This is a genomic window from Cryomorphaceae bacterium 1068 (assembly GCA_027214385.1).
Taxonomy (GTDB): Bacteria; Bacteroidota; Bacteroidia; order Flavobacteriales_D; family Cryomorphaceae; genus JAKVAV01.
Genome location: JAPVXR010000002.1, coordinates 121,626 through 137,209 on the forward strand (window position 1 = coordinate 121,626; position 15,584 = coordinate 137,209).

13 protein-coding genes are annotated in these 15,584 nt (G+C 41.5%); 6 read left to right on the forward strand and 7 right to left on the reverse strand.

The annotated features are described in order from the left end of the window. Positions 1-68 precede the first annotated feature (68 nt). The gene (locus tag O3Q51_03320) at positions 69-1,442 is read left to right on the forward strand and encodes a flippase (protein ID MCZ4407823.1); all 1,374 of its coding nucleotides are present in this window, start codon (positions 69-71) and stop codon (positions 1,440-1,442) included. Here the strand turns inward: O3Q51_03320 and O3Q51_03325 are convergent. Beyond that, a complete protein-coding gene (locus tag O3Q51_03325) occupies positions 1,439-2,371 on the reverse strand; it encodes a sulfotransferase domain-containing protein (GenBank protein MCZ4407824.1) in 933 nt (310 codons plus the stop codon). The genes O3Q51_03320 and O3Q51_03325 overlap by 4 nt on opposite strands. 81 nt (positions 2,372-2,452) lie before the next feature. Between O3Q51_03325 and O3Q51_03330 the strand changes: the two genes are divergently transcribed. Next, positions 2,453-3,400, forward strand: a complete 948-nt coding sequence (locus O3Q51_03330; protein ID MCZ4407825.1) for a sulfotransferase — start codon at positions 2,453-2,455, stop codon at positions 3,398-3,400. On the opposite strand, the gene O3Q51_03335 is transcribed toward O3Q51_03330, so the two are convergent. Further along, positions 3,397-4,302 (reverse strand): sulfotransferase, encoded by a 906-nt coding sequence (locus tag O3Q51_03335; GenBank protein ID MCZ4407826.1) that lies wholly within the window; start codon positions 4,300-4,302, stop codon positions 3,397-3,399. The genes O3Q51_03330 and O3Q51_03335 overlap by 4 nt on opposite strands. 237 nt (positions 4,303-4,539) lie before the next feature. On the opposite strand from O3Q51_03335, the gene O3Q51_03340 reads away from it, so the two are divergent. From O3Q51_03340 to O3Q51_03355, 4 genes are read left to right on the forward strand one after another with little or no spacing between them, the layout of a single operon-like run. After that, a complete protein-coding gene (locus O3Q51_03340) occupies positions 4,540-5,865 on the forward strand; it encodes an O-antigen ligase family protein (protein ID MCZ4407827.1) in 1,326 nt (441 codons plus the stop codon). Further along, positions 5,862-6,830, forward strand: coding sequence for a sulfotransferase (locus O3Q51_03345; protein ID MCZ4407828.1), 969 nt, complete (start codon positions 5,862-5,864; stop codon positions 6,828-6,830). Before O3Q51_03340 ends, O3Q51_03345 begins: the two co-directional genes overlap by 4 nt. Position 6,831: 1 nt before the next feature. Next, positions 6,832-7,872: a sulfotransferase gene (locus O3Q51_03350; protein ID MCZ4407829.1), complete on the forward strand. Its 1,041-nt coding sequence runs from the start codon at positions 6,832-6,834 to the stop codon at positions 7,870-7,872. After that, the gene (locus O3Q51_03355; GenBank protein ID MCZ4407830.1) at positions 7,869-8,654 is read left to right on the forward strand and encodes a WecB/TagA/CpsF family glycosyltransferase; all 786 of its coding nucleotides are present in this window, start codon (positions 7,869-7,871) and stop codon (positions 8,652-8,654) included. The genes O3Q51_03350 and O3Q51_03355 overlap by 4 nt, the downstream gene beginning before the upstream one ends. A gap of 41 nt (positions 8,655-8,695) precedes the next feature. Here the strand turns inward: O3Q51_03355 and O3Q51_03360 are convergent, their stop codons facing one another. The 5 genes from O3Q51_03360 to O3Q51_03380 are packed head-to-tail and all read right to left on the reverse strand — an operon-like array spanning position 8,696 to position 15,553. After that, complete coding sequence (locus O3Q51_03360; GenBank protein ID MCZ4407831.1) at positions 8,696-9,730, reverse strand: hypothetical protein; 1,035 nt, start codon at positions 9,728-9,730, stop codon at positions 8,696-8,698. A gap of 7 nt (positions 9,731-9,737) precedes the next feature. Then, the gene (locus O3Q51_03365; protein MCZ4407832.1) at positions 9,738-11,138 is read right to left on the reverse strand and encodes an MBOAT family protein; all 1,401 of its coding nucleotides are present in this window, start codon (positions 11,136-11,138) and stop codon (positions 9,738-9,740) included. 18 nt (positions 11,139-11,156) lie between these two features. Then, positions 11,157-12,353 (reverse strand): glycosyltransferase, encoded by a 1,197-nt coding sequence (locus O3Q51_03370; protein MCZ4407833.1) that lies wholly within the window; start codon positions 12,351-12,353, stop codon positions 11,157-11,159. An 18-nt stretch (positions 12,354-12,371) separates the two neighbouring features. Next, positions 12,372-14,762 carry an AAA family ATPase gene (locus tag O3Q51_03375; protein MCZ4407834.1) on the reverse strand — a complete coding sequence of 797 codons (2,391 nt, stop codon included), beginning with the start codon at positions 14,760-14,762 and terminating at the stop codon, positions 12,372-12,374. Continuing rightward, a complete protein-coding gene (locus O3Q51_03380) occupies positions 14,762-15,553 on the reverse strand; it encodes a polysaccharide biosynthesis/export family protein (GenBank protein MCZ4407835.1) in 792 nt (263 codons plus the stop codon). Before O3Q51_03380 ends, O3Q51_03375 begins: the two co-directional genes overlap by 1 nt. Positions 15,554-15,584 lie beyond the last annotated feature (31 nt).

The window sequence follows — 15,584 nt, forward strand, 5'->3', positions numbered from 1 at the left end:
CATTGATGGCATTTCTGCTTTCTTTGCACTAACCTTATTATCGTCCCGCACAAAGCCTTACGAGATTCATGAATCTTCAATCCATCCAAAGAACCCTTTCAGGAAAAGGCGATCAAAACCTTGGAGAACTGGTGAAAGGGGGTCTTTTTGCCTTTGGTTACCGCCTTATCACCATGTGCGTCAGTTACGGCCTTGTTATTCTGATTTCAAAACAGCTGGGAAAAGATGGTGTAGGTGTTTGGAATCTTTGCATCGCCACCCTTAATATTTGGGTAATGATCGGGTGTTTCGGATTCAATACTTCCATTGTTCGATTTGTTTCACAATACCGCGCTAAGAACTGGCACTCAACGGTAAGAACGCTTTATCGAGTGATAATGCGCTATTCCAGCATGAGTGGTATTGCCTTGGGGGCCATTCTTTTCTTTTCTTCTGAATTTTTGGCGACCTACTATTTCAAAGACCCTGCGATGAATGTTCCCTTGAAGATAACTGGGTTCATTGTTCCTCTGGTCGTTATCTCCACGATCAACGTGGAGTTTATTCGAGGGATGAAGAGAATTCAAGTCAGTGAGTTCTTCAGAACCTTGGTTTTGCAAGTGACGGCTCTGATCGGTACTGTTGTAATGACATATTATTCACTAGCGGCTGAAGACCCTTTGATCGCTTATGCATGCGGCGCGTTTTTGGCTCTGGTCGGCACTACGATCTTTATACATAGGTATTTGAAAAAAGCTACAGAGTCTAAAGAAGTAGCTTCTGAACCAGAACCTTTTTTTTCTTTCAAAAATCACCTGATGATCTCTCTTCCCATGATCATGACTTCATTTATTCAACTCCTAAATGGACGGGTGGACATATTGATGTTAGGTTATTTTTCTGACACGGGTGTTGCAGGTGTTTTCGGGATGGCATTTAAGTTATCTATCATTACCAACTTCGTGATTGGGGCAATGAAGGCTATTGCCATGCCTAAGATCAGTGAGTTATTTTGGTCAAACAAAAAAGATCAACTTAAGAAAGTCGTTCACTTCTCGACTCTTTTCATCTTTGCTTTTGCCTTTCCTGTCTCGCTTGTTCTCATGATTTTTCCTGAATTCATCTTATCCTTAATCGACGAAGAGTTTATTGAAGGGGCTGGTGTACTTAGAATATTTGCATTGATGCAATTGATCAATGCAGGGTCTGGAATGGTCGCTGTCTTTCTGAATATGTCGGGTAATCAAATGTTCTTTACGAAGATCGTCTCGATTACGACTACAATGAATATTATACTCAATCTCATTCTCATTCCGATATATGGGATGGAGGGCGCGGCATTTGCCACACTTTGCAGCACGGTAACATGGAATATTGTAGGAGTGAGATTTATCTACAAGCGTTATAAGATCTCTACTTTCTTCAATCCCTTCAGTATTTTCAAGATGTTGAAAAAGGGCTAGTTGTCTAGCCAGTATTTTAGATCCCGATCCATCACTTCTTGAAGCTTTTCAATGTCTTCTCTGAAATAAGATGTAAGCTCTTTTCTTGTTTCGGGTTTCATGGGTTCTTTTGTCAATAGCCTACTCATCAGCTTGTCACGTTTGTTTTTCAAATTGCTTTGAAGAGATGAAGGCAAAGCCTTTCCTATTTTTTGCGCTACAGGATTTTTCCGAAGAAGATTTACCAACCCCTTGCTTTTGGGAATACCGCTCGGATTGGCTTTCATCGAGGTGTCAAATTGCATCAAGGGCACACCTAGGAAATTGAGCATTTCATCGGTGGTTTCGCTTCCTTTTTTTAGATCTTCCAACAGCCACACTTTGGTTTGAGGAATGGCACTTTTGAAAGCAGAAACCTGATCGGCATATTTACCATAAGCCAAGTAGTCAAAACCCCATCGCTTATTTTTCCACTCGCTAATGCCTTTTTCAGAAATGGCATCTTCGAACGTGCGATTTTCAAAACCATTGCGAATCAGGTAGGTATAATGTGAGTATGCCCGGTCTACAGGATTTCGCAAGATGATCAAGGACTTCAAGTCTTTCAGCCCTTGTCCGTAAAAATCATGGAGCAGTTTTAAGCTTTTATCATAGGTGTATAGATATGATGTAGACGCCTCACCACAAAGATGACTGCTCTTGGCTGAATCGAACAGCTCCAGGTACTTTTGCGTTTGCCAAATAGGTATGGCATTGAATTTCTCGTCGGTATAAGTCGGTTTGTCCCCGCCAAAACTAAAGTAGAATGGCTCCTTTCGAGAAGGAGGAAAAAACAGATCGGGATGCTGAGACAGCAGTTGGTATAGTGTAGTTGTGCCGCTTTTAGCTGCTCCCGGAATAATGAAATCAGGAAGCCGATAGGTCTGTCCTTTGTAATCGTAGTTGAACATCGGCGCAAAATTGATAAATATGTAACCAGTTGAAAGAAAGTCTCGTTCTAATTTTCAACATTTGCAGAGCAACTCTCACTTATGCTGATAGATATAAACGGCCAAGACCTCAATCTTCCCGATATTTTGATTTTAGGCGCTGCCAAAAGCGGCACCACTTCCCTCGCTTTTTTCCTTAAGCAACATCCTGATGTGTTTATGCCACGAAAAGAGCCGGGATTCTTTGCCTATCACGATAGAGATGTATCTGAGATCCCTTCGGGCATTAGGGACCGTCAAATAGTAGATCTGAAGGAATATACTGATATGTATGCGCCGGTTGGTAAAGGGCAAAAAATCTGTGATAGTTCCGTTGCTCAATTCACAAATCACAAAGATACTCTGCGCAATATCAAAGCCTTGTACGGAGAAAAAACCAAGGAGCTAAAGACCTTCATAATACTTCGAAACCCTGTAGACAGATCATTCAGTCATTATCTGATGTTTGTAAAAAATCAGCTGGAGGATCTTGATTTTAAAGAGGCTTTGGCGCCTGAAATCGTAGAGCAGAGAAGAAAAGAGCAGTTGGGTTTCGACTACATCGGCGGAAGCCTTTATGCTGAAAGGATTAAAGATATTCTGGAAGAACTTCCTCAAACAGTCGTTTACATTACCAGCGACCTGAAAAGATCTGAGCTTTTGGAAGAGTTTCTAACGGCTTGTGATCTACGGGTAGATGTGGATATCAATACCAAAGCTAGATTAAACCCAAGTGGCCTGCCAAAGAGAAAGGGTTTGATCTCAGCCTTGAATCATCAGAATCCTCTGAAGGCTTTCATGAAAAAGGCCCTTCCCGGCAAAGCGCTATTCAAGCTTTATGCCCTGAAATCGAAGCTGATGGAAAAAGGTATCGAAAGGGTTGAGTTGGACCCTGTGGTTCGGATGGAGCTGACAGAGAAATATTTCAAATCAGATATCCAAGAGCTCGAAAAGATCTTGAACAGGGATTTGTCAAAGTGGTATGCCGCAATCGAAAAGCCTAAGGCTTAGATTTTCCAACTCTCCAGAGATTTTCCCAACAAGCCCTCCAAAGCAGCAACATCCGTACGGTAAAATTCAACCAATTCGCGACGAGTTTCCTCATTCATAGGAGGGTAGGAAGCAATATTGATATTTTTTACCTTTTTTCTCATTTTGGCTCTCTTCTCCTTGTTGAATGCCGCTCTGAAGACGGGCCTCAAGGTTTTCTTAACTAAGTTTTCTTGAGTGATGAGCTTTTGAAGACTTTTAAACTTGGGCTCGCCCGACTTATTGTATTCCTTATTCGTGTTAAATTGCACCTCATGATTTACTCCCAGAAACTCCAAGATACTCGCCATTTCTGTTTCTTGATTTTCTTTGAACTCTTCGGTGATTAAGACTTTTACGTTCTTGAAAGCCTCCATAAATGCTTTCACTTGCTTAAAGTACAACCCCATATCTCGGTGCATCCACATGAAGTCATACTTCTGTTCTTGCCGCAGTACTTCCATCTTCATCGATTCCTCAAAGCTCAATTTTTCGTGTACATCCTTCACGAAATGCATGTATGAGGAATAGGCTCTGTTGACGGGATTTCTGAGAATTATCAAGATTTTCACATCTTCACCAAAGGTTTCCTTTATCAGAGGAATACTCTTCTTGTAATGGTAGAGGTATCCTGTTCCGATTTCTCCGTAGGTTTTAGCGCTGTTCTCGGGATAGAGAGAAACGAAACTCGACTTATCAAGAATGAGCTCTGACTTGGGTCGCTGTGCCGGATAGCCAAGCCCAAAGTCCGTGAAAACATCGCGGAGGAAATAAAATGTTTCTTTTACGGGAATATCGATTTCCGGATGTTGACGCAGGTATTCAAAAATGGAGGTCGTGCCTGCCTTGGCCGTGCCAACAAATAGAAAATGAGAATTGCTCATATATTCTTTTCGAAGTGTTTAATTTGTTGCTTTGATTTAAAAATCAACCGATAACTGAATCAGGTTTAAATAATTCGAACTTAAACCGTACCCTGCGAAGCGAAAATAGGGTTATTTTGTCATCTTTGAATTGAAACCTAACTTGCTGATACTTCGTTCTAAGAAATTGGTAGCCCCCCTTAGACAATGCTAAAGAACCCATATTTTTCATTAGACCGACAAGGCAATCATTTTGCAGTGAAAAAGAACTTTTTCACTATGATTGCCATAGCTCTTATAGTGGCGCTGACATTCAGGAGTTTTTGGGCAAGTGTAATGTATCCCGTCGAGCTCGTTTTAGAGGCCCTCTTAGAAGGACTTATCTTTCTTTACATCCTGTACCGTCTGGTATGTAGGATCATCGAAAAGAACTACACATTCAGTGGGATCGAAATTTACCTCGGTATCCTCTTTATTTTCCCCATAATACCAGCTTTCGCGGCATGGAGAGAATTTGATCAACCAATGTTTTTTGGTGTAGCGACTTATCGGGATTTTTACCTTCTGTTTGGAGGTTTAATCGTTTATAACCTTCTCAAAGAAGGCTATGTAAGCATCAAAACTGTAGAACATTCTTTTGTCACGTTGGCATTGATTTACATGTTCTTCTCCTATTTTCTCACCATCTTCATTGATCCTGTCCAGTTTCAAGATACTGCCATTTCAGGGGCAAACCCCGAGAAAGGAGGAGACGTGTATTATCGCCTCAACATGTCCTTGTTCTTTTTTGGATCAGTCTATTTCACGGTGAAGTCATTCTATCAAAAAAATCTAATCTATCTCGGCATAGCTGCCTTATTCATATTCTACGTCGTTTTCATTCGTCTCGACCGCACATCTATTGCGGTCTTGGGTTTTGGTTTGGGTGTCTTTTTCCTGACTGCCCTTCCGGCCAAAACGCAAGTGCTTACCATCTTCAGAGCATTGATACCGCTGACAACTGTTGCCTTGATTATCGCAATTTTTAAGGCAGATATTTATGAACAATACTACCACATGTTCCTCGATGTGTTTAATACGGCAGGTAAGGCAGGATCGGGTTCTCTAGAGGACAATATTCGCCTTATGGAAGTAGACATTGCGGTGAAAGGGTTTCTGGATAGTCCAATCTTTGGAAAGGGTAAAATAAGTACCTATTTCTTGCCCGACGGATACAATCATTTTTATGGCTTCTTCTATACATCAGATGTAGGAATATTCGGCTACTTGTTTTCTGCGGGAGTAATTGGGCTTGGAATAGTTTTCTTCCAATTCGTTCTAGCAATCAAATACATCAGAGGGATCAAGTATATCAAGCAAAATGTGTTTCTAGTTACGTTGAAAATAACGTTACTCATTCACGCACTGGATGCCATCACAACCGAATACCTCACCCTTTATTCCGGGCAAACGCTCACGATGATATTATTGATTTTTTATTTCTATCAAAGAGATAGAGTAATTCAAGCCAGAGTCAATAATGGCGAATCGATCGAAGCTATTAAAGTAGAGGGAACATTGAGAAAAGACCGAGCACTATCATGACAACCGATAAGCAATTGCCCAATTTCTTTGTAGTTGGAGTGGTAAAAGGAGGTACAACCAGCCTGTACCATTACTTGGCGCAACACCCCGATGTGTATCTACCTCCCATCAAGGAGACCAACCACTTTGCCTCTAGCGATATTTCCGAAAAGGACTTTTTAAAGGGCTATGCTCAAGATGTCAATCTTGATCTCGATAGGTATATTAAGGGCGGAATGAAAGAGACCATTCACATTGCACATGTGAATGAAGATCACCACTACAACGCATTATTTTCAAAAGTTGAGCAGGAGAATGCGATCGGTGAGATCAGCAATTCTTACATGATTTGTCCAAATGCAGCGAAGGCGATATATGATTTCAACCCTGAGGCTAAAATTCTGGTCATTTTGAGAAATCCGATTCGAAGAGCTTGGTCTCAGTTTTTGATGAATTTACGAGAAGCGAAAAGTGACGCGGACAATTTTATTCAGGAATTAGAGAATGACCACGCTCAAAATCCTAAAGGTTGGGGTGTGAACCATCAGTACCTCGAATTGGGAAAATATTCAGATCAACTCAAAAGGTATTTTGATCTTTTTGGAAAGGATCAAGTACTCCCGATTTTCTTTGAAGACTACAAGAAAAGCCCTGATGACGTTCTGGCTAGCATTTGTACTTTTCTAGAAATTGATGCCTCATTTGAATTTGATTTCTCAGAAAAAAGTAATGCATCTGCCTTACCTCGAAATGCAGGTTTGAATCGGTTCTTGGTAAATTCAGGGATCATGACAACCGCCAAAAAATTGACACCGAAGCCACTCAGGCAAAAATTAGCGGGAGCCCTTTATTCTGATAAGAATATGCCAAAGCTGCAGGAAGCTGACGCAAAATGGCTTCGCGATTATTACCAAAATGAAGTTGGACAATTGTCCGAGCTTCTCGAAATAGACATCACTAAGAAATGGCCTGAATTTGGCCAATAGAATGGATAATAAAGTACCGCATAGCGACGACCCCGTTGTCTTTATTGTAGGAAATTCTCGCAGTGGAACAACTATGATGATGCGCATTATGAATAACCACAGCATGGTTCATTCCATCAACGAGCCGCACTTTTTTGAAAAGATGTGGACACCAAAAGACGATGGAGTTCCGATCAATGCTAAAGTGGCTTTTGATCTATACGCCAAGTTATTCACTTGCCAGCGCGCGGGATTTTTTGAGCCCGTAGAGAAGCACGTGGCGAAGTACAAGGCTGAAATTGACCAATTGGTGGCTCAACTTGGCGATAGCCCTTCTCGACTCGCCGTATACTCCTCATTTCTGAAATACGAAACGGAGGTAAACGGCAAATCCATTCCTTGCGAAAAGACGCCTCAAAACATCTTTTATGTCAGGGAGATTTTAGACAAGTTTCCGAATGCCAGGATCATTAACATGGTTCGCGATCCGCGAGCGGTGATGCTTTCGCAAAAGCGCAAATGGAAACGCAGAGCGTTGGGCGCGGACTTTATGACGAAGAAGGAAACGCTGAGACTCCAAATTAACTACCATCCGCTCGCGGTAAGCAAGCTTTGGAATGCGGCCATTTCAGCGGCGAAGCCCTTCGCAAGTGAGCCTAGATTTATGACGGTTCGGTTTGAAGATATATTGCAAAAGCCCGATGAGACGGTAAAGTCGATTTGTGCATTTGCTGATTTTCCCTTCGAACCGGAGATGCTTCAGGTACCACATGCCGGCTCATCGAGTGAGGCCGATAAGAAATCGGAGTTGGGTATTCGAAAAACCAGAGCCAAAGGATGGCTGGAAAAGGGATTGACAAAAACGGAGATTCAAATTTGCCAGAACACTTGCGGAGAATTGATGAGAGAATACGATTACAAGCCGATTGATGTGAAAGTCAACCCAATTGAATTGGCATGGAAATACCTGATTTTCCCATTTAAAATGATGCTGGCATTGCTCATCAATTTGAATCGGATGAGGAGTATTGGTGATACGTTAAAAAGAAGATTGTTTCAATGATTAAGCGATTAGAAATGCTGGGCTTTAACTTTTACTCTGCCAAGGATGTAAAGGTCATCGCCGATTTTGTGTATAATGATGAAGTGACCGAAGAAGGGGTTATTCCTCTTATGGTTACTCCAAATGTAGATCAGATCGTGCGGCTGGATCGAAAAGAGAACCATCCGCTCAGAGAGAAATTGAAAACAGCCAGGTGGATTTTACCTGACGGTCAGCCCGTGATTGCGCTTAGTCGGATGAAGTTTGGAAAGGAAAAAGGACTTGAGGCCCGATTGACGGGTAGTGATTTTTTTCCCGAGATGTGGAGCATCCTAAAAGACGATGAAAGCAAAAGAGTGTTGTTTGTTTTGCCCAGAGAAGATCTTGGTGAGCGGTTTAAGAACGAACGACCGAACACGGTTTACTACGCACCGCCATTTTTCAAATTGGAAAATCAGGATGAATTTGATGAGGTGATGACCAATGTCATGTCCTTTTTCGATGAGAACCCACCGGAATACGTCTTCGTTGGCTTGGGCTTCCCAAAGCAAGAGAACATTGCCCTGGAGATATTCAAGAGGCTCAAAAGCAAGAATAAGAATCTACCCAAAACATTCCTTCTGGGAGCCTCATTCGAATTCTACTGGGGTACCAAGAAAAGAGCACCCATGTTTTATCAAAAGGCGGGAATTGAATTCGTTCACAGAATTATTTCTGAGCCACGAAGATTGGCTAAGAGGTATTTGTGGGATGATCTTCCGTTTCTGGGTATCGCGATTTCCGAATTAAGGAAAAAAGGATAATCCGCCGCTATTTCTAAACTACTAATCGCCCTTGCTGAACTCTAATTAGAGTTCAGAAGTGAATCCAGATCATCATTCAACACGGCGCAGAACCTTCTGGCACCCTCGAGATTAATGTGGCTGGAATTTTTAAAACAGCTGTCCGGCAATTGGAAGGTTGAGTAATCAAAAGCATGGATATTCGGAATATCCGTGTTCCAGTGATTGAAGAGGGAGTCCAGCTTTTCTAAATTTCTTACACCGGCTAACTCGCTTGGGTGATGGGGTGTGAATACCATAATGAAATCTCGATTCGGGTAACCCTTTGCCATGGCTTCAAATTTTTGAATTCTTTCTTTATTCTCCGCGAAATCAGAATTGATCTGAAGTTGGTCCAGCATCTGCACTTCCATATAGGTCAGAGGAATACCTGATTCTTTTTTAGTTTCCAATTCCACCCTTTTCTCCATCATTTTATAACGGCTGTCGGTAAATCGTGTGAGAAGTTTATCACCAGGATAGTAGTCGATGAAAATCCCACCTCGATTGGTGATTTTATTAGAAGTGACTTTACGAGTCAAGGAGCGCAAATAGCGAACATAACTTCCATAATATCGAACTCCCGGTAAGAGTTGAAAATTATCGAGCCGTCCGTTCTCATCAAGGAAGTCAATGACTTCTTGACTGTTCTGAATGGGCATAAAAGTGGACAAGTCTATAGTGTGATCGGGGCGATGAACAAAAGAGCGCGTGTTGAACTCTATAATTATCGGGCCGTCTTTGTCTTTTGCAAGCTCTGTTTCTAAAAGAAAAAAGATCACGTCGAAATTGGCTTTCTCCATCGAGTAATTGAATACATTTTCCCCCAAGGAGTCTGGTATAAAAGAAGATCTTCCTTTGGAGCTTCCGAATACAGGAATCTCTTCAGGGTCTGTCTCTGCCAGCAATCGTTCTATCTTAAATGAATTCGAAATATCTGTTCTTTTAGGAAGTACGAAATATTGAAAGATCTGATCAATACCGACCGCAATCAATGCGGCGGTCACTAATGTTAAAGTGACTAATTTCAATCCTTGCGAAGAGCCAAATGGTGTCATAGTTGTTTTAGAATTGGAAATAAACAAATGAGTTCTTCAAGTCTTGGCCCAAGAATATGATCAGGAATAGCATTCCGGTGACGTACAGCCAGTTGTGTTTGAATCTAAGTTGATTATTAAAAAAAACGGTTAACCACAATAATCCACTGACAAACATGGCCATCAAATATTCGAACTTATAAAGGGACAGAAGTTCCACGAAATTTAAATTGAATTCTGTAAAAATTTTGCCATAAATCTTATGTGCCATGTTGACATCAACTGAACGGAAATAGACTGCTTCTAGAAGAAGGATATTTAGATTTATATATTTCTGAATTTGTAATGTAAAGACATTACTTCTGATTTTTCTTGCAAATCGAGTATTACGAATTGACCTCTGGATGAGCATAACGATACCGTTCACCAATCCAAACATAATAAAGGTCCAGTTCGCACCATGCCAAAACCCAATAAGGACGAGAATGAAGACTGACCAAAACATAAGGGCATATTTCGATCGGTTAATTTTGGCTAATGGGATATATACATAATCCCTAATCCAGCTAGTGAGGGAAATGTGCCAATTCGCCCAGTAAGCACTATGATTCTCCTGCCACAGGGGTCTTTTGAAATTCTCCATTAATTTCACTCCCATCAGTCGTGCTGATCCCATTGCGATATCGGTATAACCTGAGAAATCTGCGTACAACTGAACGGCAAATAAAAATGCACCCCAGTACAGTTGTGTCCCCGTAGTGCCATCGACATTGGCATAAACCAAATTGACATACTGAGAAACCGTATCTGCAACTACCAGCTTTTTGAAGAAACCAAGTAGAATTTTATTTATCGCGTATCGGATATCATCAGGAGTGACTTTTGGTTCTCTTCTAAGTTGAGGAATAAGCCTGGTGGATCGCTCAATCGGTCCTGCTACCAGCTGGGGGAAGTAAGCGACATACAACGCGAAGTATCCAAGATGTGTTTCAGGCTCTGATTTGCCTTGGTATACGTCAATGGTATAACTAAGCGTTTGAAATGTATAGAAAGAAATACCTACCGGTAAGAGGATGTCGTAGTACTCGAAATCGGCCAAAATATTAAACTGAGACAGCACTATGGCTGTATTCTCAGTAAAGAAGTTGAAATACTTAAAGTAGAAGAGAAATCCCAGATTCACAAAGAGACTCAGTAGCAGAAACCACCTCTTTTTCTTTTTATCAGGGGTTTTGGCTATTTGAATTCCTGCGTAGAAATCCACCATAGTTGAGATGAGGATCAAGAAAATGTATTGCCACTTCCAACACATGTAGAAGTAGTAACTGGCAGCTAAAAGCAGCACCCACCTAAAACGATTTGGAATCAGGTAAAACGCAGCAACTACCAGTGGCAGAAAAATCAGATAGTCTAGTGAATTAAAAAGCATTCCTTACTCTTTTTAGTGCTAGTTTTTTTTGTTTTCAACGATCGAATGAATGACCTCATCGTGATCGCTAAGAAGTTTTTTCCACGTATAATTTTGAGCTATTGCTCGCGAATGATCTCTCAGACTTTCCCATGTTGCCTTAGAATCAATCAAGGTCGAGATAGCTTCTACCTGCTCCTTCTCAGATTGGGTGCAGAAGAGATCTCTTCCTGAAACCACCTCCAGTCCCTCGGTGCCAATAGGCGTAGTTACGATGGGAATTCCACGGTACATCGCATTGAGAAGTTTCACTTTGATGCCACTCCCAAAACGCAAAGGAATCACAAAGGCTCTTGCTTTTTTAAAGTAAGGCTCCAAATCCTCAACAAATCCTGTAAGCTCCACACTTTCAAACCTCTGTGCTCTGTAAATGAGCCTCGGATCAGGATTTTTACCCACGATATAAAAGTGGATGTCAGGCTGCTTCTCTAAAACGGATGGATAAATTTCATCCAAGAACCACAAGAGACCATCAATATTCGCTTCCCAGGTTAAAGTTCCTACAAAAAGCAGGGCTTTTTCTGTTAGGTCAAATTCCAAGTCAGGGCGTTCCAAAAGAAAATCTTCACCAAGATGATAAGTCGGCTTGAGTTTCTTGCGATCAACTCCTATCCCCGCCAATTCTTCAATATCGTTGGGTGCTGCAAAAATCACAGATGCATTTTTTGCATACATCTTTTCGGCTCTCTTAATTCTAGAAGCTTCCAAGTTGATGAGCGCTTTTTTGAGTGGATTCTTTTCTATTTCTCCCAATCTTTCCCACATTACAAACTCAGCGTTGTGCTCGTGTAATACCACAGGTTTGTCGAATGATTTCGGAACGTATTGTCCCATTTCATAATGATCGATGAAGATCAAATCGCACTTAGGGGCCCATTCTTTTACCTTGGCCTCCAATTGCTTGTTGTAGTTTCTGAATACGTTGAGCGAAGGGGCGGTAAAGTAACTTCTGAGTAAATTCAAAGGAGTGCGCTTTCTGTCGAATGGAATGGCAAACAGATTAACCTCAGGGACTCTATCATGGAATTCGGCAAGATGTTCCTCCTCACCTTCTTTTAATGCACAAACCAGCATTAGCTCGTTGGAGGACCAGTGCTTGACCAGGTTCCAAGTCTTAATGACCCCTCCACTAACGGGAGGGTAAGGTAGTTGAGTAGTCAGAAACAAAATCTTCATCTTCCAAGAAAACGCCGTTTAGACTTTAGCGAATACAGTTTTGATTCGTTCTTTGAAACTTCGTTTTTTATTCTTTTGATAGGGGTTTCGACGCATGCTCAGTGAAGTTTTTGGGCTGAACGTCCCGGTAACAACACAATTCAACTCCTTTAAAGAACCTGTTTTATACAGTTCTTTCAAATCCAGCAGGTCTTGAATATCAGTATGACTGCGCTTCGAAATAACTATCGGCATATCAGTGGCATTCAGTATGGCCAATGATCTGGCGTCATTTCCGATCGGAGCCGTATCTACGATAATACGATCATAAGACGACCCTAAGTTGCGCAATAGCTCTGAAAAAGACTGAACCTCGACGTTGTTAAAGATCACTTTTCCCAAGCTTAATACATCAATGTTTCCATTTGACGTGCTCTTTATGGCACTATCAATCTCGTTGATGTCGAATGAATTTAACTCATCGTGGCCACCTGAAATTCTGAACAATTTGGCGACCGAAGGATGTCTTCGGTTGGCATCAATAACAATGACCTTGTATCCTGCTTGAGCGTATTGAACCGCCAGCATACTTGATGTAAATGATTTTCCTTCACCTCTCTTGAAAGAACTGATACCTAAGGTAGAGGCATCAGGCTTTTTGACTCCGATGTTGTAAATCAGACCATTTACTTGGTTTGCCAGAGTAGAGAGTGGGTAGTCTTCCAATTCTCCCGGCCGACGAATATTGGTGTAGTATATTTCTGATAGAAGTGAAGCTTGAGGCAAATGCCTCTTAAGATCCACACCTGAGTCGATTCCGCTGTTAAAAACCCACATCAATATTAGAATTCCTACTCCTGTAATTAATCCAAGAAGCACTGCCACTGTTATGGTGAGAGGACCCCAAGGAATAATGGGTTTTGCAGAGGTAAGGTGCGCAGGTTCGATAATGCGAAAGTCAGATGTTGTAGAGACAAGACTTAACTCCACGTTGGATTTCTTCTCCATTAAAGAAGTGTATAATGTCTCGTTGATTCTAAAACGTCTTTCTAATTTTAGCAGCTCACTCTGTTCTTTTGGAAACTCTTTAGAACTCGCGTCAATTTCGCCAATTCGCTTTTCGATATCACCGAGTTTCATAAGATTACTCGACTTGAAACCTTCTACGGATCGAAGAATTGTAGCACGTTTTCCTTCAATTGCATTTTTCACTTGCCCGTATGCGGGATTATCCTGAGCTCCTTGAGCTTCCAGAGATTTTATATCCTGTTGAAGGTCGACAAGCTCTTGCGTCAAACGCAAAAGGAGACCATCTGTAATACCAAATGCTTCTGGCGAAATCAGAGTAGAGTAGTCATCGTTTGTGCGTAGCGTTTCTTCTAAGTAACTGAAGTACTTGTTTCTCACAACCAATTCGATTTTCTCGTCTTGGAGTTCTGCACTTTGATTGAGCAGAAGAGCACCTTCTGCGTCGATGCTTGTAATTGAGTTCTCTGACTTGAAGTACTTCAAAGAGTCCTCACTATCTTCAAGAAGGCTAGATGTATTTTCAATTTCTTTTTCTAAAAAATCAAGAGCCATACGCAGTGTGCGTGTTTTTAAATCCAAGTGATTGGCGATAAAAGCATCACCCAAGGTAGATAAGAACTCCAGTTGTCGGGGTGCTGAAACGCCTGATAGCGAAGCCGTGAAGACAGTAGACTCTATATCTTGATCTACTACCTCGAGCGACTTAATCATCTCAGCGATTTGGGTAGGCAAATCCATCAGTACGAAGCCGAATTCATCTTCGAAGAGTTCATTCTTCAAGGTGATATTTGGATTCATCAAGGTATCTTGAGGAATCAATCGGAACTTCATTTGACCTAGTGTTACCCATTCTCCAAACTGAAACTCACCTTCATAGTAATATTCTCCTGAGCCTTCCAAATACTCACCTTCTCCCTCAATAGTGTATTTATTAAAATCCGTAAAGTTTACATAAAACGGAGCTTCGTAAGGGGTTTCAAATCGCTCAAAACTCATGTAGGTAGAGTCCAACTCGAGTTTGAAGGGAGAAGAGTCATAAACCTCTCTGTTGAGAAGGCCGGATTTGATATACTTCACCATCCCCGTTTTCTGCAACGCTTCAGATACCAGTGGATAACTGGCAAAAACTATTCTTTGGTTGTTGAAGTAATAGGCTTCTGCCTTTCTGAACACAGGCTCACCTGTTACCAAGATGCTCGGATCGTCCTGACCTTTTGGTTCTTCTGTCAGAACGGTTGTCTTAGCTGTATAGTAAGGAGGGAATGAAATTTGAAACAGTACACCAATTGCAAGCCAGAAAACGAGTGACACTGTGATAATTGGCCACCCTCTTTTGAAACGGTTTACTACGCCTCTAAAGTCGACCTCTTCTTTTCGAATAATTTCTTGTTCGTCGATCATTAGTTATCTGTAATTAATAAGTAAAGGGTAAGTACGCTAACTGTAGCAGAAATAGCGTTGAATAAGTTCTGCACATCTCTGGTCGCATATTTCTTGCGCTTCTGAGGCTTCACCATCAGGATGTCATTCGGCTTTAAATAGAATTTATCTGAAGCCAAGATATTTTGGTCGGTTAGGTCAACTGAATAAAGGTGGTTCTTACCATCACGAGATCGGATTACTTTTACGGTTTCCCTGCTGGCAAAGTCCGTTGCATCACCCGCCAGACCCATAGCTTCAAAGATGTTGAGCCTGTGGTTATAGACGGGGTAGCGCCCGGGCCTATTGACCTCACCCAATACAGTGACAAAATAATTGAGCATGAAAACTTTGATTGAAGGGTCAGAGAATACAGCAGAGGCACCCTCTTTTACGGCGGTTTCTGCTTCAAGCATCGTCATTCCGCCTACGTTGATCAGTCCAACCAAGGGAAGATCAATCTGACCATTCTCATCAATGGTAAAACCGGCCAAAACGGGTAGGCTCTGTACAATCCTTGTATCGTCCATATAGAATTGGTCAATTTGACCGAATGACTTGGACAAGACTGGGTGATCAGATCTGACATACAAGATATCACCTGTTTGAAGCTTGTAGTCTACAGGTTCGCTTGCAAAAGTGGTGTCAGCCAAATAATTATACGGCTTATTCTCGGAATAATCCTGTACGTAGACAATACGCTTGTTTGAGATACAAGAGGCGAGGAAAAAACCAATAAATACTATTGGTAGAAATCTTCTTAACTTCTTCATTTAAGGGGATATTGTTACTTCTTGCGAATGT

Bases quoted from the DNA above. Each gene is read 5' to 3' on its own strand.
- O3Q51_03325 (MCZ4407824.1), bottom strand. From the start codon at position 2,371: ATGTTCAACTACGATTACAAAGGACAGACCTATCGGCTTCCTGATTTC.
- O3Q51_03335 (MCZ4407826.1), bottom strand. From the start codon at position 4,302: ATGAGCAATTCTCATTTTCTATTTGTTGGCACGGCCAAGGCAGGCACG.
- O3Q51_03345 (MCZ4407828.1), top strand. From the start codon at position 5,862: ATGACAACCGATAAGCAATTGCCCAATTTCTTTGTAGTTGGAGTGGTA.
- O3Q51_03375 (MCZ4407834.1), bottom strand. From the start codon at position 14,762: ATGATCGACGAACAAGAAATTATTCGAAAAGAAGAGGTCGACTTTAGA.
- O3Q51_03380 (MCZ4407835.1), bottom strand. From the start codon at position 15,553: ATGAAGAAGTTAAGAAGATTTCTACCAATAGTATTTATTGGTTTTTTC.
- O3Q51_03365 (MCZ4407832.1), bottom strand. From the start codon at position 11,138: ATGCTTTTTAATTCACTAGACTATCTGATTTTTCTGCCACTGGTAGTT.
- O3Q51_03360 (MCZ4407831.1), bottom strand. From the start codon at position 9,730: ATGACACCATTTGGCTCTTCGCAAGGATTGAAATTAGTCACTTTAACA.
- O3Q51_03370 (MCZ4407833.1), bottom strand. From the start codon at position 12,353: ATGAAGATTTTGTTTCTGACTACTCAACTACCTTACCCTCCCGTTAGT.
- O3Q51_03355 (MCZ4407830.1), top strand. From the start codon at position 7,869: ATGATTAAGCGATTAGAAATGCTGGGCTTTAACTTTTACTCTGCCAAG.
- O3Q51_03330 (MCZ4407825.1), top strand. From the start codon at position 2,453: ATGCTGATAGATATAAACGGCCAAGACCTCAATCTTCCCGATATTTTG.
- O3Q51_03350 (MCZ4407829.1), top strand. From the start codon at position 6,832: ATGGATAATAAAGTACCGCATAGCGACGACCCCGTTGTCTTTATTGTA.
- O3Q51_03320 (MCZ4407823.1), top strand. From the start codon at position 69: ATGAATCTTCAATCCATCCAAAGAACCCTTTCAGGAAAAGGCGATCAA.